Source organism: Nostoc paludosum FACHB-159 (assembly GCF_014698835.1).
In the GTDB taxonomy this organism is placed as follows: Bacteria; Cyanobacteriota; Cyanobacteriia; order Cyanobacteriales; family Nostocaceae; genus Nostoc; species Nostoc paludosum.
In genome coordinates this window covers 53,221-78,592 of the sequence record NZ_JACJTU010000010.1, presented here as the reverse complement: position 1 = coordinate 78,592, position 25,372 = coordinate 53,221, and the positions used below count along the sequence as shown (strand labels likewise).

Annotated in this window: 25 protein-coding genes and 2 pseudogenes; 12 read left to right on the top strand and 15 right to left on the bottom strand. The window is 41.9% G+C overall.

Translation table 11 applies throughout. The annotated features are described in order from the left end of the window. The first annotated feature begins 314 nt into the window (after positions 1-314). The 4 genes and pseudogenes from H6H03_RS12640 to H6H03_RS12625 all read left to right on the top strand — a co-directional run bounded on the left by H6H03_RS12640 (position 315) and on the right by H6H03_RS12625 (position 4,251). On the top strand, positions 315-1,610 hold the full coding sequence (locus H6H03_RS12640) for an AAA-like domain-containing protein (RefSeq protein WP_190955449.1): 1,296 nt from the start codon (positions 315-317) through the stop codon (positions 1,608-1,610). 145 nt (positions 1,611-1,755) lie between these two features. Next, the gene (locus tag H6H03_RS12635) at positions 1,756-2,166 is read left to right on the top strand and encodes a hypothetical protein (RefSeq protein WP_190955448.1); all 411 of its coding nucleotides are present in this window, start codon (positions 1,756-1,758) and stop codon (positions 2,164-2,166) included. 92 nt (positions 2,167-2,258) lie between these two features. After that, positions 2,259-2,951: pseudogene (locus H6H03_RS12630) on the top strand (AAA-like domain-containing protein); the annotation flags it as partial. Positions 2,952-3,252: 301 nt separating this feature from the next. Continuing rightward, positions 3,253-4,251 carry a WD40 repeat domain-containing protein gene (locus H6H03_RS12625; RefSeq protein ID WP_190955446.1) on the top strand — a complete coding sequence of 333 codons (999 nt, stop codon included), beginning with the start codon at positions 3,253-3,255 and terminating at the stop codon, positions 4,249-4,251. A gap of 72 nt (positions 4,252-4,323) precedes the next feature. Here the strand turns inward: H6H03_RS12625 and H6H03_RS12620 are convergent, their stop codons facing one another. The 3 genes from H6H03_RS12620 to H6H03_RS12610 form a co-directional block, all read right to left on the bottom strand. Further along, positions 4,324-4,611 carry a DUF5615 family PIN-like protein gene (locus H6H03_RS12620; protein ID WP_190955445.1) on the bottom strand — a complete coding sequence of 96 codons (288 nt, stop codon included), beginning with the start codon at positions 4,609-4,611 and terminating at the stop codon, positions 4,324-4,326. After that, a complete protein-coding gene (locus H6H03_RS12615) occupies positions 4,604-4,921 on the bottom strand; it encodes a DUF433 domain-containing protein (RefSeq protein ID WP_190955444.1) in 318 nt (105 codons plus the stop codon). Before H6H03_RS12615 ends, H6H03_RS12620 begins: the two co-directional genes overlap by 8 nt. 167 nt (positions 4,922-5,088) lie before the next feature. After that, positions 5,089-5,397: a DUF3067 family protein gene (locus tag H6H03_RS12610; RefSeq protein ID WP_190955443.1), complete on the bottom strand. Its 309-nt coding sequence runs from the start codon at positions 5,395-5,397 to the stop codon at positions 5,089-5,091. A gap of 229 nt (positions 5,398-5,626) precedes the next feature. Between H6H03_RS12610 and petC the strand changes: the two genes are divergently transcribed. The 4 genes from petC (at position 5,627) to H6H03_RS12590 (ending at position 8,585) form a co-directional block, all read left to right on the top strand. After that, positions 5,627-6,166: a cytochrome b6-f complex iron-sulfur subunit gene (petC, locus tag H6H03_RS12605; RefSeq protein WP_190955442.1), complete on the top strand. Its 540-nt coding sequence runs from the start codon at positions 5,627-5,629 to the stop codon at positions 6,164-6,166. 105 nt (positions 6,167-6,271) lie between these two features. Continuing rightward, positions 6,272-7,273: a cytochrome f gene (gene petA, locus H6H03_RS12600; protein WP_190955564.1), complete on the top strand. Its 1,002-nt coding sequence runs from the start codon at positions 6,272-6,274 to the stop codon at positions 7,271-7,273. A 181-nt stretch (positions 7,274-7,454) separates the two neighbouring features. Continuing rightward, positions 7,455-8,162 (top strand): Uma2 family endonuclease, encoded by a 708-nt coding sequence (locus H6H03_RS12595; RefSeq protein ID WP_190955441.1) that lies wholly within the window; start codon positions 7,455-7,457, stop codon positions 8,160-8,162. Positions 8,163-8,357: 195 nt separating this feature from the next. Continuing rightward, positions 8,358-8,585: a photosystem II protein, Psb35-related gene (locus tag H6H03_RS12590; RefSeq protein WP_190955440.1), complete on the top strand. Its 228-nt coding sequence runs from the start codon at positions 8,358-8,360 to the stop codon at positions 8,583-8,585. A 92-nt stretch (positions 8,586-8,677) separates the two neighbouring features. On the opposite strand, the gene H6H03_RS12585 is transcribed toward H6H03_RS12590, so the two are convergent. The 11 genes from H6H03_RS12585 to grpE form a co-directional block, all read right to left on the bottom strand. Next, positions 8,678-8,875 (bottom strand): DUF6887 family protein, encoded by a 198-nt coding sequence (locus tag H6H03_RS12585; RefSeq protein WP_190955439.1) that lies wholly within the window; start codon positions 8,873-8,875, stop codon positions 8,678-8,680. Further along, positions 8,859-9,050 carry a DUF6888 family protein gene (locus H6H03_RS12580; RefSeq protein WP_190955563.1) on the bottom strand — a complete coding sequence of 64 codons (192 nt, stop codon included), beginning with the start codon at positions 9,048-9,050 and terminating at the stop codon, positions 8,859-8,861. The genes H6H03_RS12585 and H6H03_RS12580 overlap by 17 nt, the downstream gene beginning before the upstream one ends. Positions 9,051-9,124: 74 nt before the next feature. Beyond that, positions 9,125-10,714 (bottom strand): glycoside hydrolase family 57 protein, encoded by a 1,590-nt coding sequence (locus tag H6H03_RS12575; protein ID WP_190955438.1) that lies wholly within the window; start codon positions 10,712-10,714, stop codon positions 9,125-9,127. Positions 10,715-11,077: 363 nt separating this feature from the next. Beyond that, positions 11,078-11,647 (bottom strand): Uma2 family endonuclease, encoded by a 570-nt coding sequence (locus tag H6H03_RS12570; protein WP_190955437.1) that lies wholly within the window; start codon positions 11,645-11,647, stop codon positions 11,078-11,080. Between the two features lie 132 nt (positions 11,648-11,779). Then, positions 11,780-12,922, bottom strand: coding sequence for an IS4 family transposase (locus tag H6H03_RS12565; protein ID WP_190955436.1), 1,143 nt, complete (start codon positions 12,920-12,922; stop codon positions 11,780-11,782). Between the two features lie 397 nt (positions 12,923-13,319). Continuing rightward, entirely contained in the window at positions 13,320-14,498 is a 1,179-nt protein-coding gene (gene rsgA, locus H6H03_RS12560) for a small ribosomal subunit biogenesis GTPase RsgA (protein WP_190955435.1), read from the bottom strand. After that, the gene (locus H6H03_RS12555) at positions 14,495-14,752 is read right to left on the bottom strand and encodes a sulfurtransferase TusA family protein (RefSeq protein WP_099068110.1); all 258 of its coding nucleotides are present in this window, start codon (positions 14,750-14,752) and stop codon (positions 14,495-14,497) included. The genes rsgA and H6H03_RS12555 overlap by 4 nt, the downstream gene beginning before the upstream one ends. Next, on the bottom strand, positions 14,752-15,885 hold the full coding sequence (dnaJ, locus tag H6H03_RS12550; protein ID WP_190955434.1) for a molecular chaperone DnaJ: 1,134 nt from the start codon (positions 15,883-15,885) through the stop codon (positions 14,752-14,754). Before dnaJ ends, H6H03_RS12555 begins: the two co-directional genes overlap by 1 nt. Positions 15,886-16,290: 405 nt before the next feature. Further along, positions 16,291-16,548, bottom strand: a complete 258-nt coding sequence (locus tag H6H03_RS12545; RefSeq protein ID WP_190955433.1) for a hypothetical protein — start codon at positions 16,546-16,548, stop codon at positions 16,291-16,293. 23 nt (positions 16,549-16,571) lie between these two features. Continuing rightward, positions 16,572-18,530 carry a molecular chaperone DnaK gene (gene dnaK, locus H6H03_RS12540; protein WP_190955432.1) on the bottom strand — a complete coding sequence of 653 codons (1,959 nt, stop codon included), beginning with the start codon at positions 18,528-18,530 and terminating at the stop codon, positions 16,572-16,574. 299 nt (positions 18,531-18,829) lie between these two features. Beyond that, positions 18,830-19,579: a nucleotide exchange factor GrpE gene (grpE, locus tag H6H03_RS12535; protein WP_190955431.1), complete on the bottom strand. Its 750-nt coding sequence runs from the start codon at positions 19,577-19,579 to the stop codon at positions 18,830-18,832. A gap of 433 nt (positions 19,580-20,012) precedes the next feature. Between grpE and H6H03_RS12530 the strand changes: the two genes are divergently transcribed. Both H6H03_RS12530 and H6H03_RS12525 read left to right on the top strand, forming a co-directional pair. After that, positions 20,013-22,025, top strand: a complete 2,013-nt coding sequence (locus tag H6H03_RS12530) for a GspE/PulE family protein (protein WP_190955430.1) — start codon at positions 20,013-20,015, stop codon at positions 22,023-22,025. Positions 22,026-22,088: 63 nt separating this feature from the next. After that, positions 22,089-23,219: pseudogene (locus H6H03_RS12525) on the top strand (type IV pilus twitching motility protein PilT); the annotation flags it as partial. Here H6H03_RS12525 and H6H03_RS41260 read toward each other — a convergent pair. Next, the gene (locus H6H03_RS41260) at positions 23,216-23,347 is read right to left on the bottom strand and encodes a hypothetical protein (RefSeq protein WP_277927366.1); all 132 of its coding nucleotides are present in this window, start codon (positions 23,345-23,347) and stop codon (positions 23,216-23,218) included. The pseudogene H6H03_RS12525 and the gene H6H03_RS41260 overlap by 4 nt on opposite strands. A 21-nt stretch (positions 23,348-23,368) precedes the next feature. Here H6H03_RS41260 and H6H03_RS12520 point away from each other — a divergent pair, with 21 nt between their 5' ends. Together H6H03_RS12520 and H6H03_RS12515 are read left to right on the top strand one after the other, a co-directional pair. Further along, positions 23,369-24,592 (top strand): type II secretion system F family protein, encoded by a 1,224-nt coding sequence (locus H6H03_RS12520; RefSeq protein ID WP_190955428.1) that lies wholly within the window; start codon positions 23,369-23,371, stop codon positions 24,590-24,592. A gap of 200 nt (positions 24,593-24,792) precedes the next feature. Further along, positions 24,793-25,353 carry a hypothetical protein gene (locus H6H03_RS12515; protein ID WP_190955427.1) on the top strand — a complete coding sequence of 187 codons (561 nt, stop codon included), beginning with the start codon at positions 24,793-24,795 and terminating at the stop codon, positions 25,351-25,353. The last annotated feature ends 19 nt before the right edge of the window (positions 25,354-25,372 follow it).

Sequence of the window (25,372 nt, the reverse complement as noted above, 5' to 3'; positions counted from 1 at the left end):
AAAATGTAATTCCAAGTCGATAAATTTGTGCATAAATATAATGCTTTGTGACCTGGAATTGAAGTTAATGCACATTTACATGTAATTTGTATAAATACAGCATATTTCAAGTGAAATACACTATCTAGGTCTGCTAGCTAGTCACACAGACTATTCTAATTCTGACTCCTGTTAGCGCAGCGGGGCGTAGCCTATTCTGAATTCTGCTGTATATTTTTGTGTCAAATCGCTCACGAAAACAGTTGAGCTAAGCTTTTTGTGCAAAAAAACTCACAAATAGAGCGATCGCTTAAATCTTAGCTAGGATTAGTGCCATGAAAAAAGAAGAGTTTGATGCTGCCTTTGAAAAGATTACAAAAACACAAAGGATGGTTTTAAAGTCATTTTTAGCTGGGAAGACAGATGAAGCGATCGCCCAAAGCCTAAGTCTCAGCGATTCATCAACTGTTAGGCGACATATAGCCAAGATCTGCCGAGAATTTGAGTTCAAAAATCAGGAGGGAGAGCATTTTTCTTATCGTCAGGAATTGATTGAACTATTTGCTCATTTCCGTCCCGACTTAGTTAACCCTAATTTATTAACAGGAGTGCAATTAACCCTAGAATTCCCAGAAGGCCAAATACCTGTAAATTCTATTTTTTATATAGAACGTTCGACTATTGAATCTGATTGTTATCAAGAGATTTTTTATCCCGGTACTTTGATTCTGATTAAAGCACCAAAGCTGATGGGCAAAACATCACTACTGACTAGAATTATGGCTCATGCGGCACAACATGATTATCGTACAGTGCAGTTGAATTTGAGATTAGCAGATAAAGCCATGCTAACCAGTTTAGATAACTTTTTACGTGGGTTTTGTCAAATGGTTAGTCGAGAATTACAACTAGAGGATCGGGTAAATGAATACTGGGATTTAGAGCTTTTGAGTAGCAATTATAATTGTACATCTTATTTTGAAGAGTATTTACTACCTCAGATAAACTGTCCTTTGGTTTTAGGATTAGATGAGAGCGATCGCCTGTTCCATTATCCAGAAATTGCTCAAGATTTTTTTGGACTTTTGCGACTTTGGCATGAGAAATCAAAAAATCCTAATATTTGGCAAAAACTCCGATTGGTAGTAGTGCATTCTACCGAAGTTTATATTCAGTTAGATGCAAATAAATCTCCATTCAATGTGGGAATGCCGATAAATTTGCCAGAATTTACTCAAGCAGAAGTGCAAGATTTAGCATCGCGTCATCAATTAAATTGGCAGCAAAATCAAGTTGAAAAACTGATGGCAATGGTAGGTGGGCATCCTTATTTAGTGCGACTTGCAATGTATTATATTAAGCGTCAGAATTTAACATTAGAAGATTTTTTAGCAACAGCCGCAACTGACGAGGGAATTTATAGCCATCATCTCAAGCGATTATTAATCAATTTACAAGAAGACGTGGAATTATTTGAATCATTCAAAGCATTAATTAACTCTACTTCAGAGTCAGTGCAATTGGAGCGTTTTCAACTTTATAAATTATATGCTATGGGACTAGTGAAATTTACAGGTGTAAAAGTGCAACCCAGATGTGATTTATATCGGCGTTATTTTAGCTATGAGTAAATCCAAATATTTTTCTTCTTATAACAAACTGCCAATCATACCTAAAGCACCAATATTTTAAATATCTCAACTGGACTGATATATGAACTCTATTCACTTAATTTTATTACATACTGCCTTGAGTAACCTAATAATAAATATAGGCTTGTCTTACTTAATCTCTAGACGAACAAAGCCAGACGAGCCAGACATGGAATTTGTAGTTCTTCAACCAAAACCTAAATCACCAAGCGGTGCAGCAGGAGCTATTGCTATTCCTGAATTAGACGAACTTCAGCTAGTTCGTCAACTTTTGGCAGAACTTTGCGAATCATATCGTAACTCAAATATACCTGAGTCAGAAAAAAAGGCTGCTGTAGATCAGGCAATTCATATATTAATACAAGGCTTAAAGAAAGAAGAACCAAATTTAAAGGCGCGATTAGTAAGGGCTACTTACAGCAATAATTCATTTCACCTCAAAAGATATCTGAGTTTCCAATCTAATCATTTTGTTGAGATGACATTAGATGAATTCCGAGAAATAGTTAGCAAGGAATCTGATAGCGAAGTGTGAGTAAAATCTATGATTGTTAATCAGGAAATTCAAACTCATATCTGTCATGTCATCTTCCAATTATCACTAATACTATAATTGAAAGTTTCAAAATGGAATATAAATATCAAGTAGGCGGAAGTCTTCCTGTAAATGCACCTAGCTATGTGACACGAAAGGCAGATCAAGATTTATATAATGCTTTAAAAGCAGGTGACTTTTGTTATGTTTTGAACTCGCGCCAGATGGGTAAGTCGAGTTTGCGAGTCCAAACAATGCAACAATTAATTGCAGATGATATTGCTTGCGCTTTTATTGATTTGACAGAGATTGGTATTCAAAGTGTAACGCTAGAAAAGTGGTATGCAGGTGTTATTGCTAGTTTGGTAAGTAGTTTCAATCTATCAGAAAAATTTAACTGGCGGAGTTGGTGGAAAAAACATGAATTAATTTCACCTGTACAGCGATTGAGTGAATTTATTCAGGATGTGTTGTTACATTATGTTGATAAAAATATTGTCATTTTTGTGGATGAAATTGATACGGTTCTCAGTTTAAATTTTCCCATTGATGATTTTTTTGCCCTGATTCGAGCTTGTTATAATAAGCGAGTCGATCGCCCCGAATATTATCGTCTTACTTTTGCCTTATTAGGAGTAGCAACTCCCTCCGATTTGATTCAAGATAAAAGCCGTACACCCTTTAATATTGGTAGAGCGATCGCCCTCGATGGTTTTAAACTAAAAGAAGTACAACCATTAGCCCAAGGTTTGGCAGGAAAAGTTAACAATCCCCAAGCTGTATTGTCAATTAGCAGTAGTAATTTGGGCAAGTACAACCCTGCAAAAAGCCCAAAAAGATTTAAAAGAAAATCAAATTGTCACCAGACTAGAACGAGAGGGAAAGAACGTTGAACAACAGTTTAAATTTTCGCAGTTAGATACATTAGTTTCTACGATGCGAGCAGCACAAGAATTAAAAGACATTGTTAGTGACAATCTTTCTTTTGAGGAGTACCCTACCACTACCCCCACTCTGTCTTTGCAAACAGTTCTTGATCGAATACAAGAAAAAAATTACATTAAGTCCAACATTTCAAGTTTTCAAATGGTTCGTTTTAGCTCTGATGGTAAGCTGATAGCTACTAGAGAACATGACAATATAATAAAATTATGGAATTTTCAAGGACAACAGATTACTTCTATTGCAGCTAAAACATCTAACTTTAGGTTTAGTCCTAATAACAAGCTGTTAGTTATAGCTGAGAAGGATGGAGTAAGTCTGTGGAATCTTCAAGGAAAACGGATAGCTTTACTTCCCACCTATAGTAACGATTTCAGATTTACCGACGATGGTAAACTGTTAGCTACTAGAAATGACGCTGAAGTGCGCTTATGGAACTTTCAAGGACAACAAATAGCTGAATTTTCAACTCGTTCTGTTACTGAGAATTTTGATAATTTTAGATTTAGTCCTGACGGTAATTTATTGGCTAATTTTGAAGAATATAAAAGCAAAGTACAACTATGGAATCATCAAGGACAAAAGATAGCTGAATTTTCAGTTATTGATAACTCTATTAAAGATATGAAATTTAGTCCCGATGGTCAGATGTTAGTTATTGTTGGCTCTGAACAAGTAGGGCTTTGGAATCTTCAAGGACAGCAAGTAGCTACATTGCCAACTGGTGATGTTCAAAATTATGGATTTAGTCCCGATGGTCAAATGTTGGTTATTGTTGGCTCTAAAAAAGTAGGACTTTGGAATCTCCAAGGACAGCAAGTAGCTACATTTTTGACTGAATCTGCTGATATTCAAATTCAAGATGTTAAATTTAGTCCTGATAGTAAGCTATTAACCTTTATTGGACGTGACAAAGTATGGCTAGTGAACGTTCAAACAAAGCAAGTAATTACATTTCCAACTGGCAATATTGCATCTAACAATTGGGATTCTAATTATCAAATCAAGTTTAGCCCCGATGGTAAAAAGTTGGCTGTTGTTGTTAGCCTTGATACAAATAACTTTCAAGTTCAGGTTTGGAACCTCCAAGGAGAAAAAATAGCTGAATTACCGACTGGAGAGAGGATCTCAATCTCTTGGTAAGCTAGAGACAACTGCGATCGCTTGCTTTTATAAATACTCTAAACGATTGTGCATTTCTTCAGCATCTATTACTTACCAAACTAATATTAACCCCTGCAAACTTTCTCCAATAGATTTACTTTTTTGTGAACAGTAAACAATACCTGGATGAAAAAATCCTGTATGATGTAGCCTCAAAAAATCCGTATCTTGGGTAAAAATAACTCTATTTTGAGAAATGGCAAATTCTAATTGTTGTTCATCGGATTGTCCTATCATTCCTTGCTCTGGAGTAGTGGTGACATCAATACCACGTCTTCGCAATCCATTAGCTATCGCAAGAGTTATATTTTCATCTAAATGAAATTTAATCTTAGCCATGCAAGCGACGCTTTAATTTTTCTGCCAATAATGATGGATTTTGCTCTTGTAGCTGACGAGCAAATTCTTCATCAGCAGCAATTTGTTGACGAATTTCTTCTCGATGATCGTGATAATATGCTAAGGCTGCATAAATATCAGCTAAGCTAATACTTGGATAATGATAAAGAATTTCATCGGGTGACATTCCCATTTGTTCGTGCCAGATGACAATATCCTGAACTCTAATGCGGTGTCCGGCAATCCTGGGTTTTCCTCCACACACATCAGGAGTAATTTCGATGTGTTCTTTGATAACAGGAATCAACATAATGTTTTTTGGCTAAAAGTTATTTTCTACCATTGTATTTTATCTGTATAAATCCCTATGTATCTTTGAGATACCAATCATTGCAGCTACTCTGTTGGTAAGCAAGAGACAACTGCGATCGCCAATCAAATAAGTATTATAAAGTACTAAATAATTAAGTAAAAAACTCATAAAATCCATTCAGAAGCGCGTTCGCCCAAATCTAGAGGAATACTAACAGCTTTGCCGAGTCGGGGGCGATCGCGTGTTTGGGTGATAAACGTTTGCACTTGTGCCGTTCCACCCAAAGCATGAAGATAATTAGCGATGCTATCAAGATGCTCTTGGTACTCTGCCTCAGTTAAGGGAAAAGAAGCTTGCTCCAGATATTTCCACATAACTTGTAAAAATATCTTGCCCTGTGCCCGCCGAAACTGGACATCGTAAGAGTATCCCCACTTCTCAATCAGCAGTTGACGTAATTCCTGTCCTGTCATAGCTTTTCTCAATCAGATTTTACATTTAGTTATGATGTTAAGTTCCGTAACTCCAGTATGATAAGGATATAAAGAAATGTAATGCTAACAGAAAAGATGCTAAACATATCTTGGAACCGAGAAGTATGGCATCGTCGTAAGCGTTAGCATTTCGACTTAGACAAGAGTTGCTCAAGTACAAGTACTCCTGTCAAAATGCTTAACAAAATACACAAAGAGCGCGTAGATTATGGCTCAATTTTCGGAATCAGCAGACGTGCCAGATATGGGGCGTCGTCAGTTCATGAATCTGCTCACTTTTGGGACTGTCACTGGAGTAGCTCTGGGTGCATTGTATCCCGTTGTCAAGTACTTTATTCCACCAGCTAGCGGTGGTGCTGGTGGTGGAACCACAGCAAAAGACGAGTTGGGTAACGATGTCAGTCTCGCCAAATTTCTCGAAAACCGTAACGCAGGCGATCGCACTTTAGTTCAAGGACTCAAGGGTGACCCCACCTATATTGTGGTAGAAAACAAAGAAGCCATCAAAGATTATGGCATTAATGCTATCTGCACCCACTTAGGTTGTGTTGTCCCTTGGAACGTTGCTGAGAACAAATTTAAGTGTCCTTGCCACGGTTCTCAGTATGATTCAACTGGTAAAGTTGTTCGAGGCCCAGCACCACTGTCTTTGGCTTTAGCCCACGCCAGCACAACAGACGACAAAATTGTCTTAAGTCCTTGGACTGAAACCGACTTCCGCACCGGCGATGCACCTTGGTGGACTTAATAATTTTGTCCTTAGCCATTTGTCTTTTGTCCTTTAACTAATGACCAATGACTAATGACTAATGACTAATGACTAATGACTAATTCAATCATTGTCCTTATAGAGATGAGAAATGCTTCTGTAACAGCGAGGTTAACTCGCAGTGCTAGAGCAATTGTAAAAACATTGCTCATAGCGATCGCCACTGTGACATTCTACTTCACTAGCGATCTCGCCCTTCCCCAATCTGCTGCTGCCTATCCATTTTGGGCACAGCAAACCTATCCTGAAACCCCCCGCGAACCAACCGGGCGGATTGTTTGTGCGAACTGTCACCTAGCAGCCAAGCCGACAGAAGTGGAAGTTCCCCAATCGGTGCTACCTGACACTGTGTTCAAAGCTGTAGTGAAGATTCCCTACGATACCAGCGTTCAGCAAGTTGGTGCCGATGGTTCTAAAACTGGCTTAAACGTCGGTGCTGTGCTAATGCTACCCGAAGGCTTTAAGATTGCTCCCGAAGACCGCATTTCCGAGGAGCTTAAAGAAGAAATCGGCGATACTTACTTCCAACCCTACAGCGAAGAGAAAGAAAATATTGTCATCGTCGGCCCATTACCCGGCGAACAGTACCAAGAAATCGTCTTCCCAGTTCTTTCTCCCAACCCCGCAACCGACAAAAACATCCACTTTGGTAAATATTCAGTTCACGTAGGTGGTAATCGCGGGCGCGGACAAGTTTATCCCACCGGCGAAAAGAGCAACAACAACGTTTATAATGCTTCCGCTACTGGCACAATTACTAAAATTGCCAAAGAGGAAGATGAAGACGGTAACGTCAAATATCAGGTTAACATCCAACCTGAGTCTGGCGATGTTGTCGTTGATACAGTTCCCGCAGGCCCAGAATTGATTGTTTCCGAAGGACAAGCTGTTAAGTCTGGTGATGCTTTGACCAATAACCCCAACGTCGGTGGATTCGGTCAAAAAGATGCAGAAATCGTACTGCAAGACGCTGGCAGAGTCAAAGGTTTAATTGCATTCATCGCTCTTGTAATGCTGGCTCAAGTTATGCTAGTGCTGAAGAAGAAGCAGGTTGAAAGAGTCCAAGCTGCTGAGATGAATTTCTAAATTCTTTGCTAAATTATTCATTGTTTATCAGACAGGCATTTTGCCTGTCTTTTTTAACTTTATTGACACAAAGCCAGGAAATTTGGGGCTAAACTGCTAGTAAAATTTGAGTCTAATCATGGCAACTAGATTTTAAGCGATATTATTGACTTTAGCCCTAGTTGAGTTTAGGTATCCGTCCATGACAGCCTCAGTTGAGTATATCCCTGTTACCCCAATTGAATACCCAGATGAGGATGGCAAGCCAATAGCTGAAGGTGATTTACAGCGCAAGTGTCTTGTATACGCTACCACTGTGCTGGATATTTATTTTCAAAATCATCCAAATGTATACGTCGCTGGTAATTTATTTATCTATTACGAAAAAGGTAATCCAGAATCAGTTGTCGCACCAGATGTATTTGTGATGTTTGGAGTAGAAAAATATGACCGACGTTCTTACAAAACCTGGGAAGAAAACGATAAAATCCCAGATTTCGTTCTAGAGATTACCTCAAAAACCACCCGTACCAAAGACCAAGGTGCAAAGAAAGGAATCTACGCCTTTCTAGGGGTACGTGAATATTTTCAGTACGATCCTACAGGCGATTATCTTAATCCTCAACTCCAAGGTTTACACTTGGTCGAAGGTAATTATTTCCCAGTGACAACAAATACCCTACCAGATGGTACAGTGTCCTTACCCAGTCAAGTTTTGGGGCTAGAGTTGCGCTTGGAGAGAGGAAAACTGCGTTTTTACAATCCAGCTACGGGTCAAACACTCCTAACTCATGAAGAGGAAGCAGTTGCACGACAAGCCGCAGAAGAGGCTCGACAGCAAACGGAGCAAAAGGCGCAAAGATTAGCTGCTAAACTCCGAGAATTAAATATTGACCCAGATAGCCTCTAACATAATAGTTTCATAATAGTTTGGCGTTACTCCCATCTTATTGTTTGAGTCAATACTCACCACTTGGTACTGTTCAGTGTGGAATACCGTACTTAGTCTATCGGCATACACACCCGTGGATAGATTGCAACTTTTATTTTGTTAAAGTTATATTTATTTACATAAAGTTACAAAACTTAAAACTGAGGTTTAACGATGACTATAGTAATTGCATTAGCGGTTGTGGGTTGGGTAGCTGTTTCAGTTTTAGGCTCTTTGGCTTATTTCTTGGGAGAACAAAGCAAGCCTATCCACGAGCGTAACTGGCGTTCTGAGTCTTTTGAAAAGTTGGCTAAGTCCATCACTGGCTTGGATATAGACTACACAAAACGTACTCCTGCTTATGCCATAGATGCTTACAGCAGCCGCAACCTGCCCCAATAACAATAAAGGCAGCTGACTAGAATGTGCATAAAATATTAGGGTGGGTAAATAACACCCACCCTACTGTTGCTTAGTTAACTTGAATAATAATTTCAAAGTTCTCCATTAATCTTGCGCCTGATGATTTCCATCTGGGCTTGCATATCTGCTTCTGTTAAAGGCATAGGATAGCCTTTAGAATTGGGGTCACGTTTGCTCATCAAAAAACGTAGAGCTTCAATGTCTTCGCGGTTTTCCACTACATAAGCTCTCAATTCTTGAAAAGTCATTTGCTCATAATTCGGGTTCATTGACAAAATCCCATTCGCCATTGGGATAAACAATAATCTGAAGTTCATCCGCAGATAGGATATAAACTTCTCCGCTTCTGTCGTCAAATCGAAATAAACGGATATCTTTGTACAGATTTGACAACATTTGACAAACCCGTACACAGGCTAAGGCTTGTTCTGTTGTTGGTAAAATACTTGTACTGAGCTTTGCCGAAGTAAACGCTCCTCACTATTAATAATATAAGGCGGGCATTGCCCACCCTACTACTACAACGGACGATAGACGCGATAGTTGATGTTAGGGAAGATATTATCCATGACCTCGACTTTTTCGAGCCAACCGCTGTCAATTTTGCCAACTTTCACGTCTTCGTAGAGCTTATTAAACCTCATTAAGTGCGATCGCGTCCTTCTTACTGCGTATGGTACCATCGTTCCCGTCCGCATAATAAAAGCCCAGTCAGAAGATTGTGCTAATAACAATTCCCGCGCTGCTTGATTTAATGCTCGCCACCCCAATTCATCTTCTGGTTCCAAGTGAGATATTTCAATCATTCGCTCAGCGGCTTTATGCAAATGTGGATAAATCCAGGCGTTTGTTTCGTTCAACCAATACTCGTGGAAACCTTTAAAACCCCAACTTGACTGGGAAGGACGACATACTTGCTGTACTGGATGCGATCGCAGATAATCTGCCAAGTGGGTCATCGCATAGGTTCCTTGGTCATACCACGACTTACGGAATAGAAAATCAATGAACCAAGGGCCTTCATACCACCAATGTCCAAATAACTCGGCATCATAAGGTGAAACGATAATCGGTGGGCGTTGCATTATACCATAAAGATGTTCCGATTGCCGCTCCCGGTTATACATAAAGTTAGCGGCATGTTCCGCTGCCTTTTCCCGCGCCCAATAAGGGTCATAGAGTGCTTTATCTGATAGCCCTAAACCACGCCCAGTAATTTTGTGATATTTAATGCCCGTGTTTTTGCGTTGACCATTGGGCATAATGTAGGGCTTGATGTACTCATATTCTGCTTCCCAGCCCAAATCTTTGTAAAATTCTCGATATTCCGCCGCTCCAGGATAGCCAACTTCAGAAGACCATACCTGTTGAGAAGATTCATGATCTCGGCCAAAGGCCGCAACACCAGTTTCTGTGAAAATCGGGGCATAAGTGCCAAAGCGTGGACGGGGACGGGCGTAAAGAATGCCATGTCCATCGGTGAGGAAATAGCGTAAACCAGCATCTGCCAGCATTCGCTCTACACCTTCATAGTAGGCGCATTCCGGCAACCAAATACCTCTGGGTGCTTGTCCAAAGGTTTCCTGATAGTGTTCGCAGGCTACCTGAATTTGCGCCCACACTGCTTGTGGATACATTTTCATTAACGGCAAATAGCCGTGGGTAGCACCACAAGTGATAATTTCCAGGTTATTACTGTCTTGGAACTGCTTAAAAGCTGTCACCAAGTCACCGTTGTAGCGTTCCCATATTTGACGGGCTTCATTAAATTCAGTGGCGTAATGTTCCGCTAAATAACGAATATGTCCGTTGTGGACATTACGCTCAGCTTCCAGTTCTATAAGTTCTTCTAGTTGGGCTAAATGGGCGTCATAGCGTTCTTGCAGCAGGGGGTCACGAAGCATCGACACTAGAGGTGGTGTCATACTCATCGTGATTTTAAAGTCGATACCGTCTCGCTTTAAGCCTTCAAATACTTTCAATAACGGGATGTAAGTTTCTGTGATGGCTTCATAGAGCCATTCTTCCTCCAGCACATAGTCACTTTCTGGGTGACGAACGAAGGGCAGATGTGCATGAAGGACAAGCGCGACATAGCCAATAGCCATAATGATTTTGGGGTGGTACTTGTAAGTTGAAGGTGGAGGGGGTTGCCAGAAATTAACAATATTTTAAGACTTTATGGGGATCGTCAGTTAGGTTTATAGGAGTTTTCAATTAATTTAAAAGCTTTGTACCAATATTTGAACTCGTGGGCATTCCTTTTCTGGTTGTGGGTTGGCTTGTTGCAGTATAAAAATCGAGTTTCTCAGTTACACTCCTTTTGTGAACTTTCTGCCTTTGGAGTTTAAGAATTATTTTTTAGCCGAGTTCTCTTAGTATCTTCCTCCAGAAGAATTTTACTTTTGCCTTGTTTGCTGAAGTTGACTTTCAGAAGCGATGCCTACGGTTTTTGCTAGCCTAGGCCAAAATTATACAAAAAAGCGCTGAACTCGAACGCTAAAACCTGGCAAAAGTGGTGATGTGATTTCGTCATCAGCTAACAAAGTTGCTATCAGTTTTAATTGGGCAGTTTCTCGGCGATAAACTTCTAACTGCTGTAATTGCCAATTTGCAATCCAATATTCTTGTACTCCTGTGGATGAGTAGAGTTTGAGTTTGGCCTCTCTGTCTCGACGTTCGTTGATTGTCCCGGGAGAAAGCACTTCCACAATGAGTTCTGGCGCTCCTCTCAAATGTCCTTCATCATCTAGCAACTGTGCTAAACGCTCATTACCGATCCAAACTACATCGGGTATGACATTATCAGCATTTGTAAAAATTATCCCAGGAGTTGCGATAGATTCACCTAGCTTACTCGACCGAGACCAAATTTCTAATTCAAAATAAATATTACCGCCAGTTCGCTGATGTCTCCAGTGAGGCGCTCTAGTCACAAATAATTCTCCGTCAATAATTTCATACCGCTTCCATTCATCAGTAGCGAGTAATTCTAAGTCTGAGGTTGTCCAACGGACTCCATCGAATATTGTTTGGTTCATAGGACTATTTTTCCACGTCTAGTTGAGAAATAAAATTCTATTTTCCGAATATTTGTTCGGGGTCAATACCCGCGATTCACGGCAAAATTATACTCTCAGGTGTATCTTTTACTTCAAGGGGCGACAAGCGAGTTAAAGAGCTTGCTGTATAAGCTTCATAGCCCTTAAACCTCGCTGATAATATGCTTGCTTATTGCGACTGAAACCGACCAGTTCCTCGACCCATGCTTGACACCCATACCAAGCAACTATCCAATTGAAACCATATAAACCTATCCAGAAATTACTGTGACGCTTCTGATTTCTATTTTTTTCTTCTTGGCGACAAATATATGATTCTTGTTTTTGAAATTTAGTTCTTTGTCCATGTAACCAAGCACTGGTCATAGCCAAAGCGATTAATAAAATCAAACGCACAAGTCTATCAGGACTGGCTTGAGAACTTTCCAGATTATAACCGCCAGTTTTACAGTCTTTGAACATCGCCTCAATCCCAAAACGTTGAGCATATATTTTGAGAGCAGTGTTCAAATCAGGCAAATTAGTTAATAAATACCAAGCTTCTTTGTCTTGTTTCCCTTTGTACTTCCTCTTCCAATAAACAGCCAAATTGAACCAACCAAAACCTCGCTTTTGAGTCACCTTAACATTTGTGTAAAATTGGCGGACACCTGGATAAATCTCAATGTTACTTAAAGGTTGAAATTTTTGCCTTTTCTCCCGAAAAGTCGTGTCCTTCTTTTGACGTAATACAAAACCTATGTTCTGCTTTTGGAGCCATTGTGCTAGTTCTACGCTGTGAAATTCCCTATCTCCAATAATTACTAACTTGTACTTTTTTAATAAGCGGATTACTGGACGTAATACTTTTTGCTGTTCTTCTAGGTTACTACTACCATCTTTCTCTAACAAACACCAATATATAGGCCACGCTCTCTTTTGGTAAATTACACTAACCATCAACACGTTGTTTTCTCTCCACTGTGTTCTATCCATCGCAATGGTTAATTGTGAACCCACTTTAAAGTGTTGATTAATTATTGCTTCAATGATAGGAAACCATAACAACACTACACTCAATGCATTTTGTGTTAAAAACCTTTGTAAATGCCGCCTCCGACTGTTTTGTTGTATTGGTAATGGTAGTGTTGCTGCCAGTCTTTCTATCTTCACTTGTTTTTGATTTTGTAGCAACCACACCAACATCTTTAGGGTGATTAACTGTGCTTTATTCAGGTATTTTTCTAAAAAGTTTTGGTAGAATGATGCCAACATTATTTATGACGGTCTTAATCAAATTACGAGACCGTTCTTTTTTACCATTAAACTGTACCCTACAGGTAGCTGCTTAATAACTGTACAGTTCATTCTCAATAAGCACCTAATTTTTTCAAGGGGTCTGTGCCTCTCAAACCTTTATTTGGCTTGCTTTAGAGGCGATTGTCGCCCCTTGAAATCTTTTACACTAGGAGTGACGCCAACGGTCTGAGACATACAAGACCATATTTTTATTTGTATCTAAGTAGAAGGACTCAATGAAACTAAAGTTCGTAGTATGGGCTTGAGCCATTAAAACGTCTGTTAAGAGCGATAAATCGCTTACTACGAACAAAGCTCCAATCTTACATTTAATTATGTCTACCTACTTATGCTATCGTGACAGGTTATTGTGTTACTCTTCGCTTTCTTGATACAGCTGTTGCAAGTCCTGTAACTGAGTCTTTCGGGAAACACGGCGATATTTTTTAGTTTCCAGTTTGGGTTCGTATTGACTCTGCCCTTTACCTTTAGTTTTTAACTTGAGAGTGGATTCCGGATCGGCTTGTTGGTGAAGTTGTGTTTGACGAGCGATCGCTGCATCCAAAAATTCTAAATAATGTTCGTATCTTTCCCAGTCTCCCCGCACTGCACACTCAGGTTCATCGCGGTGCAAACAATCGCTAAATCGACAGCTAGCAACTGCTAACCTCTCTCTTGCTTCTGGAAAATAATGTACTAATTCCTCTGGGTTACAATCCATGTCCGGCTGATTAAAACCCGGAGTATCTGCTAATAAACCACCACTGGGCAATTCAAATAATTCTACATGGCGGGTAGTATGACGACCGCGAGCTAATTTGCCAGAAACCTCCCCCACTCGCAGGTTAGCGTTGGGAATTAGCCAATTAATCAGGCTAGATTTCCCCACACCGGAAGGCCCAGCAATGACAGTAATTTTATTGCTGAGATAGCTGGCTGCTTGGTCTATATTTATGCCATTTTTGACGCTGATAAATAACGGTTGATATCCCCAACCCAATAGGCGATCGCTAATTTGCTGTTGTTCCTGTTGTGAAATTAAATCGCTTTTATTCAAGCATAAAAGCACATCCAAGCCAGTAGACTCAGCCTTAATCAAAAACCGACTCAATTGATAAGGTTCCAAAGGCGGATCGGCTACAGCAAATACTAATAAAATTTGGTTAACGTTGGCGATCGCTGGACGATCTAATTCACTTTCGCGGGGTAAAACCTCAGCAATTGCTCCTCGTCCTCCAGCCCAATCTGGCTCTTCTACAACAACGCGATCGCCCACCATCACTTGTTGTCCGATTTTTTTCAGCCGCGTTCTACGAGTACAGAGGAGGAGGGGGAGATGGGGAGACGCAGCGACAGAATTCTCTGTATTTGCGGAAGTTGCGATCGAAGGAATCTCGATTTGAGACTTTTCTCGATCTCTCCGTGTCTCCGTGTCCCCGTGTCTCCGTGTCTCCGTGTCTGTCACATCCAGCTGTACCCGATAAAAATTAGCCTGCACAGCTAGTACAGTACCCAATAACTGTCCAGTTGCAGCAGAAGTTTCCGCCATCATTGGTTATTAACTGGGCGACGCACTAACAGGGAAAAATAACTACTACAATCTGTAATTTTTTCCACCTGATAACCTGCCATTGTTAAACTATCGGGAACCTGCTCAATCGGTTCTCCTGGGTCTAGCCATACTTCCAGTAAACCCCCCAACGGCATTTTCTCTAAACGTAGTTTTGTCCGCACGAAATTAATTGGACACGGGGTGCCGCGTAAATCAAGTTGAGCATCAGGAGTTGAAATAGAAGATGACTTCATTACTTAAACAGATTTCCCAAGAATCCTTCTAGACCGCCTTTGCCAGTACGATCTCCTTTAATTTTAGCCAGCTTCTCCAGCAATTCCCTCTCCTCTGGGGTTACCTTGTTAGGAATATCAATTAATACTGTCAGCATATGATCGCCCCGACTTACGGGATTTCCTAATCTTGGTACACCACGATTTTCCAACTTCATCACTGTGTTTGGCTGGGTTCCCGCAGGAATGATTAGTTCCACTGGCCCGTCTACCGTATCGACCTCTAAGCGACAACCTAAAATTGCTTGCAAGTAACTAATTTTGATTTCCGAGAGAATATTGATGCCATCTCGTTGGAATTCCTCGTCTTCATTAACGAACAAGTAAACATACAAATCCCCAGGTGGGCCACCACGTTGACCTGAATCACCTTCATTAGAAATCCGCAAGCGTGTGCCATTATCCACCCCAGCGGGAATGGTGATTTTGAGTTTCTTTGTTACTTGATTTGCGCCCTTGCCATCACAGGCATCACACTTATCTTCAATTACCATCCCTGTCCCATTACAAGTGGGACAAGTTGAGACTTGAGTGAAACTACCGAAGGGTGTTCTCGTAACACGACGGACTTGACCCGATCCGCTACAAGTTGAACAAGTGCGTGGACGCGTTCCTGGTTTTGCACCAGAACCGCTACAAACTTCACAATTTTCTAAATGGGAAATGCGGATTTCTTTTTCACCGCCAAATACTGCTTCCCGAAAGTCTAACTTCAGGTCTAGCCGCAGGTCATCACCTCGCGCGGGGCCGCTGCGGCGTCTTTGTTGTTGGGCTGGGCCACCCATACCCCCAGCAAAGCCACTAAAAATACTTTCAAAGATGTCGGCAAAGCCACCCATATCGCCAATATCTTGGAAGCCTGCACCAGCTCCACTTGACACACCCTCTGGACCAAAGCGATCGTAACGAGCGCGAATTTCTGGTTCAGAGAGTACCTCATAAGCGCGGTTAATTTCTTTAAAGCGTTCCTCCGCCCCGGCTTCTTTGTTCACGTCTGGGTGATACTTCCGGGCTAAACGGCGGTAAGCTTGTTTGATTTCTTCTTTGTCGGCGTCACGAGAGACACCCAGGATTTCATAATAGTCGCGGGCCATATAGCAAAGGTAAAAGTTAGAAGGAACAAAGCAGGAGGCAGTAGAACGTTACGGTTACTTGCTACCCTACAAAAAGGCGTTTTGCCTAGAAAGCGTCTTTAGGAGGGCGGCTTGCCGGAGGACAGGCAGAAGATAAAATTAATTTTTGTTAATAATTGATTTTACCCTTTACCCTTTACAAAAATCACCGACAAATCTTGAGCAACAGGCCTTTCCTCGTGGGAGACGACAAAAATTACAGAAATAGTTGCAAACAGAGAAAATCCCTGGTCAAACTTCTGACTGCCGAGTTTGCTGTCTCTTTTACAATTGTGCTACGTAGGAGAGGAAAACCCCGCCCATCAACCAGAGGGGCTAGCCGCACCATCAGGTGTGGAAAACCACCCATCTGCTTTGGATCGCATCTCAACTAGCACACCGTTTAGCCCACAGTAATTTGCTTCTACAATCTAGCAAACTGCTGGGATTTTGTGAAACTTCGCTAAATTTAGCATCAATATATATAGATATATTAAAGTGTTTGAATAAAAATCTCAAAATTGGGCATGGGGCATTGGGCATTGGGCATTGGAATGCTGTTAGCGGTAGCGGGGCGTTTAGCCCGTACTGAGTGAGGAGTGAGGATTTTATTATTCTTCCTTGACCCCATGCCCCATGCCCCATGCCCTATACCCAATGCCCAACTTTTAATCTATCGCTTCATAATCAGCTTGTGCGGTACTTTCTTCGTCAAAATCAAAGTTGAATTGCGGTATGAGTGTGCCGTTCATAGCTGAGTCTATTTCTGGGGTAAACACACCAGCTGAAGGTTCGCCAATTTCGTCGGTTTGGCTGTTAGCTCGGTTGTACACATCGGCGCCAATGGCAAACAAGGTTTGTTGGAAGTCGTCTAAACGCTGCCTAAATTCCGCTGTGGAGATGGTGGAGTCAATCATTGCAGCTTGGAGTTGTGCGACTTTTTCACTAGCCAAGGTTTTCATCTGCTCGCCGATAAAGTTTCCGTTATCCTTGATGGTGGATTCGTAACTGAACAACAGGTTATCTGCTTGGTTTTTGAGTTCAACCAGTTCTTTACGTCTCCTGTCTTCTTCGGCAAACAATTCCGCCTCTTGGCGCATCCGTTCGACTTCGTTATTACTTAAACCACCTGTATTAGTAATCCTGATACTTTGTTCTCTACCTGTGCCTTTGTCTTGCGCTCCAACCTTGAGAATTCCGTTGACATCAATTTCAAAAGATACTTCAATTTGCGGTACACCGCGGGGTGATGGGGGAATTCCTGCTAGGAGAAATTTACCAAGACTTTTATTATCCCGTGCCATTGCCCGTTCACCTTGGAGGACGTGAATTTCCACCGAGGTTTGTCCATCAACTGCTGTGGAAAATATTTGTGACTTGCTAGTGGGAATTGTGGTGTTGCGTTCAATGATTTTAGTGAATACTTCACCCAAGGTTTCAATCCCTAAAGATAAGGGAGTGACATCCAATAGTAAGAGATTATCGACTTCACCACCCAATACCCCTGCTTGGATAGCAGCTCCTAGTGCTACAGCTTCGTCAGGATTGATAGAGCGATCGGGAGCTTTGCCATTGAAAAATTTTATCAGTGCATTTTGGACTGCGGGAATGCGGGTAGAACCACCTACCAAAATAATCCGATCGATGTTTTGTGGTTTGAGATCTGCGTCTTTAAGGGCTTGGATCATCGGTTCGATGGTAGCTTCGATTAATTGCCCTGAAAGTTCTTCAAATTTAGAGCGGCTTAGTTCCATCTCCAGATGCTTGGGGCCGCTTTCATCGGCGGTGATAAAAGGCAAATTGATGGAGGTATTGACCATACTGGAGAGTTCAATTTTTGCCTTTTCCGCTGCTTCCCGTAGGCGTTGGAGTGCCATCTTATCTTGGGAAAGGTCAATTTTTTCCTGCTGCTGGAAGCGTTCGATCATCCAACGCACGATCGCATTATCAAAGTCATCTCCACCCAAGTGGTTGTTACCACAAGTTGCCTTAACTTCAAAAACACCATCCCCAAGTTGCAGAATCGACACGTCGAAAGTGCCTCCTCCCAAGTCGAATACTAAAATTAACTGCTCTTGCTCTTGTTTATCTAATCCGAAAGCTAAAGCCGCGGCAGTTGGTTCATTGATAATTCGCAGGACTTCCAATCCAGCAATAGTACCGGCATCTTTAGTTGCTTGTCTTTGGGCATCTGTAAAATATGCTGGTACGGTAATCACTGCCTGGGTGACAGTTTCGCCCAAGAAGTTTTCCGCATCCTGCTTGAGCTTTTGCAGGATCATGGCAGATATTTCTTGTGGTGTAAAATTTTTTGAGCGAATTTGAACATCAACGGTATCATCTCGACCTTTGACACAGTTGTAGGGTACGCGATCGCGTTCTACTTCAGTATCTTCCCAACGCCGACCGATGAATCTTTTAATACTGTAAATTGTGTTTTCGGCATTGGTTACCGCTTGGCGCTTTGCCAGTTGACCGACCAAGCGATCGCCACTCTTGCCAAATCCCACAATACTTGGAGTAGTTCGTCCACCTTCAGAATTGGAGATCACAAGTGGTTGACCGCCCTCCAAAACTGCGACGCAACTGTTAGTAGTGCCTAAGTCGATCCCAATAACTTTTCCCATATTTGCCAGTATTTTTACTGAGTTTTTATGCTGTAATTATGATGTCGCGGATTAATTTTTGTTACTCCGAACCAAGGCTAGCTCAAAACTTCAGCATCTAGAAATGGAGAATTGGGCATGGGGCATTGGGCATTGGGTATGGGGAGTGCTGAGTTAAAAATTATTCTCCTTGTCCCTTTGTCCCCTGCGCCCCCTGCCTCCCCTGCTCTCTCATCCCCCTGATTTTCCAATACTCAGTAATGATGCTCGCCTCTGCTACAAACCAGGCACTTTTGGTCAGCGAGGCGAGCGGTTACAGTTTAACTGTTGGCTGGACTCGACTGATCGTCTGGTGTGGCAGGTGTATCTTCCTTGGGAGCAGCTACTTTGACCATTGCATGGCGCAGCACGCGATCGCCCAAGTAATATCCGCGCACTAACTCTTCTAACACTGTTCCTTCAGGATGTTCATCCGTAGGTTCCCGCATTACTGCTTCGTGCAGGTTGGGATCGAATTCTTGACCTTCAGGGCGCATTGGTGAAACACCTAAGCGTTTGAGGGTATCTACTAATTGTTTATAAACACCTTGGTAACTTTTATGGATGGTCATTTCGCCTTCAGATTGCGGTTTGAGGTGCGATCGCGCCCGCTCAAAATTATCGACCACTGGCAGCAACTCCAGAATCGTGTTCCGCCTCATCTGCACCTCTAGTTCTTCTTTTTCTTTACTAGTGCGTTTGCGGTAATTCTCAAAATCAGCGGCAATCCGCATATATTGAGTGCTACGTTCTTCTACTTGTGCTTTGAGAGACTCGATTTGTTGAGTCAGTTCTGCCAAAGCTGCTGTTTGTAGTTCAGCTTTCTCACTGGCAGCGACGCCATTTTCTCGATCAAGAGTAGCCGTATCCGCCGTTACATTGGTTTGGGCTGCCACTTGCTCATTAACTTCGCTGCCAGATTCATTGGAATTGATTGGGGCTGGGGAGTCGCTTTTCATTGCTTGCTTTACCTCTGTTGGTTCACCCAATTGCTGGCTTGTATTGTTTATCTGTTTATTTTCATCCATCATTGTCTACTGATTCCAGATGCTTTTTATGGCAGTAAATCCCCATAGCTTGCAACTGTCGTCATTGACGACTTGCAACTGAGGCTGATTTTATTGCCAACAAGTTCCTGGAGTGATGTCACCGTCATCTTATTGTGACAAATGGTGAACACGCTAGTTGAAACACTCCTAGTGCGGTAACCCGAACGAGTAGCGTAACTCTAGTAGTAAGTATTTTGCAAGAGTGGCGCTGAATCTGATTTGCCCCTCATCTTATTCATGGATAGGGTTTTTAATGAGTTACTACTTAAAATTTAACGATTTATTCAATATTCTGATTCCTTCAAAAGTTTTAAGTATTGAGTCACCGAAGAGGACTTTTTTAGTAAATGAGAATTCTGTGTCACATGCTGGGAATACTCTAACCAGAGGTTTTCCCAAATCAATTGCTCCCTTTATGACTCACTCGTCACCACAACGGCGCAGTACCGCTCTAACTACCAGAACAGAGTTTTCGCCCTTCGGCAACAAGCTAGTGCAATCTGGCTATGTTAATACCGAACAGATGAGACAGGCACTAATTGAAAGCCGTAAATCCGGTAGACCGCTAACGGAAGTATTAGAGTCAATTACTGGCCAACAACTATCACCCGAACTGCTCAGGCAATACAAAAAACAACAGCTATTTGAACTAAAAATACTCTACGGTGTTGAGTTCCTAGATCCGGAAGTCAACTCCTTTGGCGGCACGATGGTGGGTAATCTGATTGATACCCTGATTCCAGTCGATATCTGCCGTCGCCATCGTTTGGTGCCACTTTCCAAACACGAAGACCAAACCCCGCCTTCAGTTTTAGTGGCGATGGTTGCTCCAGATAATCTGGAGGCTTGCGATGACCTGAATCGCATCTTGCGCCCCCAAGGCTTGGCATTGCAGCGTATGGTGATTACACAGGAGGATTACCAACAGGTAATCAACCAATATTTGGATGACCTGGCTGTTCGACAAAAGCATCTAGAACGAGAAAGCTCTACAGATATTAGTCAGGATTTAGAAAATCTCGGAAATCTCGACATTGAAGATGCCCCTGAAGAGATGGAGGCGGATTTAGGGGCAGCGATGAAGGGCGCTGAAGATGCCCCAGTTATCAACCTTGTCAACAGAATTCTAGCTAAAGCTTTACATGAAAAAGTTTCCGATATTCATGTTGAACCACAAGAAGAAAACTTACGCATTCGCTTCCGTAAAGATGGAGTGCTGCGTGAAGCTTTTCCCGTGATGCCGAAAAAAATCATTCCAGCTGTGACAGCCCGGTTTAAAATTATTTCCAATTTAGACATTGCTGAGAGGCGTCTACCCCAAGATGGACGCATCCGGCGGATGTTTGAGGGACGCAAAGTAGACTTCCGTGTAAATACCTTACCTAGTCGCTACGGGGAAAAGGTAGTGCTGCGGATTTTGGATAATTCCTCTACACAACTTGGATTGAATAAGTTAATTACCGATCCTGAGACTTTGCAAATTGTCCAGGAAATGGTGAGCCGTCCCTTTGGTCTGATTTTGGTGACTGGGCCCACTGGTTCCGGTAAAACAACTTCGCTGTATTCGGCACTTGCGGAAAAGAATTCTCCGGGAATTAATATCAGTACTGTGGAAGACCCGATTGAATACAGTCTTCCAGGGATTACTCAAGTACAGGTGATTCGGGAAAAAGGGCTGGATTTTGCTACGGCTCTGCGGGCTTTCTTGCGACAAGATCCTGATGTGTTACTAGTGGGTGAAACACGGGACAAGGAAACAGCAAAAACAGCGATTGAGGCTGCCTTGACTGGTCACTTAGTATTAACCACCTTACATACCAATGATGCCCCAGGAGCGATCGCTCGTTTGGGAGAAATGGGAATTGAGCCTTTCATGGTTTCTAGTTCTTTAATTGGCGTTTTGGCTCAACGTCTGGTGCGGCGGGTATGTTCTGAATGTCGGATTCCCTACACTCCGACAACTGAGGAATTAGCACGTTACGGCCTATCAGCTTCCCAAGATGTAGAACTCACCTTTTACAAAGCTAACACTCTGACATTAGAGGCGATCGCAGAAGCCAAAACCAAAAATCAGCTTTGCCCAGCTTGTAATGGTGTCGGCTACAAAGGGCGTTGTGGCGTTTATGAAGTCATGCGAGTCACCGAAAACCTGCAAACCCTAATCAACGAAGAAGCACCCACAGAACGCATCAAGGAAGTGGCGGTAGAAGAAGGGATGAAAACCTTGCTGGCTTACAGTCTGGACTTAGTACGCCAAGGTGCCACCACCCTAGAAGAAGTAGAACGCGTGACCTTTACAGATACTGGTTTGGAAGCAGAGTTAAAAGCCAAACGCAAGACAGGTCTTACCTGCCGGACTTGTGATGCCACATTGAAACCAGAATGGCTAGATTGTCCCTACTGTCTGACACCTCGTTTTCAAGATTAGTCATTGGGCATGGGGCATTGGGCATTGGTCATAGACAAATAACAAACATTAAAAGGAAGCAAAACTATGGAAATGATGATTGAAGACTTGATGGAGCAGATGATTGAAATGGGAGGTTCAGATCTGCATTTATCCGCAGGTTTGCCTCCCTACTTCCGCATCAGTGGCAAACTTACTCCCATAGGTGAGCATGTGTTGACAGCAGATCAGTGTCAAAGGCTGATTTTTAGTATGCTCAACAATACCCAGCGTAAAACCTTAGAGCAAACCTGGGAATTAGATTGTTCTTATGGTGTTAAAGGACTGGCTCGCTTCCGGGTGAATGTCTATAAAGAGCGTGGTGCTTATGCTGCTTGTTTACGGGCATTAAGTTCTAAAATTCCTAACTTTGAAAAATTAGGTCTGCCAGATGTAGTGCGGGAAATGTCCGATAAGCCCAGAGGACTAATTTTGGTGACAGGCCCTACGGGTTCTGGAAAAACAACAACCCTAGCGGCAATGATTGACTTGATTAACCGCACTAAAGCAGAGCATATATTAACAGTAGAAGACCCCATTGAATTCGTTTACGAACCAATTAAAAGCTTAGTTCACCAACGCCAATTGGGTGAAGATACTAAGAGTTTTGCTAATGCTTTGAAAGCAGCTTTACGGGAAGATCCAGATATTATTCTGGTTGGGGAAATGCGGGATTTGGAAACGATTTCCTTGGCGATTTCCGCAGCAGAAACAGGACACTTAGTATTCGGTACGCTACACACTAGTTCTGCTGCACAAACTGTTGACCGGATTATCGACGTTTTTCCCCATGAAAGACAAACCCAAGTGCGGGTGCAATTATCAAACTCTTTAGTAGCAGTATTTAGTCAAACATTAGTTCCTAAGAAAAATCCCAAGCCTGGCGAATATGGTCGGGTAATGGCTCAAGAAATTTTGATTGTTACTCCAGCTATTTCTAACTTAATTCGAGAAGGCAAAACATCGCAAATTTACTCAGCTATTCAAACGGGCGGTAAATTGGGTATGCAAACTCTGGAGAAAGTTTTGGCTGACTATTACAAAGCAGGAACAATCTCCTTTGAAGCAGCAATGTCTAAGACTTCCAAACCAGATGAAATCCAACGTCTCATTGGTACTTCAACACCACCACCAGCAGGTGCAAAACCGGGAGCCGGGGCTGTTAAAGCACATTAGACTAATGGCGACTGGTGACTGGGGACTAGGGACTGGGGACTGGGGAGTGTGGGGGGAAAGATTTCTTCCCCATCCTCCCACACCTCCCAATGCCCAATGCCCAATGCCCAATGCCCAACAACTAACAACTATTTTGAATTTGTTTGTTTATGCCAACATTTGTTGCTCGTGTTCGGGATTCTCAAGGAAAATCTCGAACAGAAAAAATTAGTGCCGAATCCTTGGCGCAAGCTCGTACTAGTCTCAGAGAACAAGGTTTTGTAGTCCAAGAACTTAAAGAATCTAAAGGGTTTCAAGCAGGGCTGGATATAAAGAAAATCCAAAATTCCTTTGTGAAAGTCTCTGTTAAAGACAAAGCAGTTTTTTCCCGTCAATTTGCCGTTTTGATGAATGCCGGAGTTGCGATTGTTAGAAGTCTGGGGGTACTTTCTGAACAGTGTAGTAATACTAAACTCAAACAAGCTCTCGTAGAGATTAGTAACGATGTTCAAACTGGAATGAATCTTTCAGAGGCAATGCGGAAGCATCCTGAATGCTTTGATGGATTATATGTGAGTATGATTCAAGCCGGCGAAGTTGGTGGTGTTCTAGACGAAGTATTAAATCGTTTAGCTAAGTTGTTAGAAGATGTTGCTCGCTTACAAAACCAAATTAAATCAGCATTATCTTATCCAACGGTCGTGGGTTTTATAGCAGTTGCTATCTTTCTCGGTATGACCATTTTTCTGATTCCCGTTTTTGCGAAGATTTTTACAGAAATCGGAACTGAATTACCACCTCTAACTCAATTTTTGATGGATGCTAGTCTCTTTTTGAGAAGTCCTAAAGTTTTCGGGCTTATCGGTGGACTTGTAGGATTGAAAATTGCCTATTCACGATACGCTAAAACTCCTGTTGGCCGCCAAACAATCGATCGCCTTTCTCTTAAAATGCCTTTATTTGGTGACTTGATTCAAAAATCTTCTGTTGCACGTTTTAGCCGGACTTTTGGTTCTTTGACTCGTTCAGGTGTGCCAATTTTAACTTGCTTGGAAATTGTCCGAGATACATCAGGAAACCAAGTAATTGCTAATGCTATAGATGCAGCCCGCGTAGAGATTCAACAAGGAGGGATGATTAGCATTGCTTTGCAAAGAGATAAAGTTTTTCCGGCTATGGCAATTCAGATGATTAGTATCGGTGAAGAAACTGGAGAATTAGACGGAATGTTGATGAAAGTTGCTGACTTCTATGAAGATGAAGTTGAGCAAGCAGTAAAAGCACTTACCAGTGTTTTAGAACCAATTATGATTTTGGTTCTAGGGGGAATGGTTGGTACAATTTTGTTGGCAATGTATTTACCGATGTTTAAAGTATTTGAAAAACTGGGATAAGGGATTAAGAGTTAGGAGTTAAGAGTTAGAAGTTAGGAGTTAAGAGTTAGGAGTTAAAGCTCTCAATTTTTGATTTTTAATTTTTAAATAATTAATTTTATCCTTAACTCTTCAACTCCAACTGTAAACTAACTAATTTTATTCTTCACTCCTAACTCTCCACTCCTAACTCTCCACTCCTAACTTCTAACTAATTTATTATGACTATGCAAAAATCTCAGTACGAAGCGAGCTTGGCAGAGTACAGTAATCATCAGGCTGCGATCGCGTTACTAAAACAACACCGTCCCTACTTGGAAATGATTCCCAGTCTACGGCGTCCAGATGACAGTGTAATCTCTATCCCTTTACCAATTGTTCGTCTTCGTCAAACTGCTACAACAGTTTCACAAACAATTTCTCTGCCTTGCGATGTAGCAATTTTGATGTGCGATCCAGAGTGGAAAATTAAAACTGGAGTAGAGATTTTAATCTTTATTCATCGTCCCCATGAAGACTTTTCTGATTTGTTAGGACGCTGGCGACAATCCCAAGTTATTTTAGACAATGATTATGAATGGTTGATGCCTCTCCGCCACAGCCATATTTTGAGCGATGGAGCTAATAGCATATATCCTTTATTTGTCGTTTTTCCTGAGACCTCAGAACGCATCCAACGGGGTCTTGTAGGAGCAGAACTTCCATTTATTATGCAGGCATCAAATTTCTTATTTGAGGAGAATTCTACAGACGCTTTTTATCGAGAAGCTCCACCAGCTTAATCATAATTAGCTATAGGGC

What these genes read in the sequence shown, in the direction of transcription:
- H6H03_RS12530 (WP_190955430.1), top strand. Translation starts at nt 20,013, where the DNA reads ATGACTCACTCGTCACCACAACGGCGCAGTACCGCTCTAACTACCAGA.
- dnaJ (WP_190955434.1), bottom strand. Translation starts at nt 15,885, where the DNA reads ATGGCCCGCGACTATTATGAAATCCTGGGTGTCTCTCGTGACGCCGAC.
- H6H03_RS12585 (WP_190955439.1), bottom strand. Translation starts at nt 8,875, where the DNA reads ATGAACCCGAATTATGAGCAAATGACTTTTCAAGAATTGAGAGCTTAT.
- H6H03_RS12615 (WP_190955444.1), bottom strand. Translation starts at nt 4,921, where the DNA reads ATGTTGATTCCTGTTATCAAAGAACACATCGAAATTACTCCTGATGTG.
- H6H03_RS12520 (WP_190955428.1), top strand. Translation starts at nt 23,369, where the DNA reads ATGCCAACATTTGTTGCTCGTGTTCGGGATTCTCAAGGAAAATCTCGA.
- H6H03_RS12590 (WP_190955440.1), top strand. Translation starts at nt 8,358, where the DNA reads ATGACTATAGTAATTGCATTAGCGGTTGTGGGTTGGGTAGCTGTTTCA.
- petA (WP_190955564.1), top strand. Translation starts at nt 6,272, where the DNA reads ATGAGAAATGCTTCTGTAACAGCGAGGTTAACTCGCAGTGCTAGAGCA.
- H6H03_RS12595 (WP_190955441.1), top strand. Translation starts at nt 7,455, where the DNA reads ATGACAGCCTCAGTTGAGTATATCCCTGTTACCCCAATTGAATACCCA.
- dnaK (WP_190955432.1), bottom strand. Translation starts at nt 18,530, where the DNA reads ATGGGAAAAGTTATTGGGATCGACTTAGGCACTACTAACAGTTGCGTC.
- grpE (WP_190955431.1), bottom strand. Translation starts at nt 19,579, where the DNA reads ATGATGGATGAAAATAAACAGATAAACAATACAAGCCAGCAATTGGGT.
- H6H03_RS12565 (WP_190955436.1), bottom strand. Translation starts at nt 12,922, where the DNA reads ATGTTGGCATCATTCTACCAAAACTTTTTAGAAAAATACCTGAATAAA.
- H6H03_RS12575 (WP_190955438.1), bottom strand. Translation starts at nt 10,714, where the DNA reads ATGGCTATTGGCTATGTCGCGCTTGTCCTTCATGCACATCTGCCCTTC.
- H6H03_RS12555 (WP_099068110.1), bottom strand. Translation starts at nt 14,752, where the DNA reads ATGAAGTCATCTTCTATTTCAACTCCTGATGCTCAACTTGATTTACGC.
- H6H03_RS12515 (WP_190955427.1), top strand. Translation starts at nt 24,793, where the DNA reads ATGACTATGCAAAAATCTCAGTACGAAGCGAGCTTGGCAGAGTACAGT.
- rsgA (WP_190955435.1), bottom strand. Translation starts at nt 14,498, where the DNA reads ATGATGGCGGAAACTTCTGCTGCAACTGGACAGTTATTGGGTACTGTA.
- H6H03_RS12570 (WP_190955437.1), bottom strand. Translation starts at nt 11,647, where the DNA reads ATGAACCAAACAATATTCGATGGAGTCCGTTGGACAACCTCAGACTTA.
- H6H03_RS12620 (WP_190955445.1), bottom strand. Translation starts at nt 4,611, where the DNA reads ATGGCTAAGATTAAATTTCATTTAGATGAAAATATAACTCTTGCGATA.
- petC (WP_190955442.1), top strand. Translation starts at nt 5,627, where the DNA reads ATGGCTCAATTTTCGGAATCAGCAGACGTGCCAGATATGGGGCGTCGT.
- H6H03_RS12610 (WP_190955443.1), bottom strand. Translation starts at nt 5,397, where the DNA reads ATGACAGGACAGGAATTACGTCAACTGCTGATTGAGAAGTGGGGATAC.
- H6H03_RS12640 (WP_190955449.1), top strand. Translation starts at nt 315, where the DNA reads ATGAAAAAAGAAGAGTTTGATGCTGCCTTTGAAAAGATTACAAAAACA.
- H6H03_RS12545 (WP_190955433.1), bottom strand. Translation starts at nt 16,548, where the DNA reads ATGGGGCATGGGGCATGGGGTCAAGGAAGAATAATAAAATCCTCACTC.
- H6H03_RS12625 (WP_190955446.1), top strand. Translation starts at nt 3,253, where the DNA reads ATGGTTCGTTTTAGCTCTGATGGTAAGCTGATAGCTACTAGAGAACAT.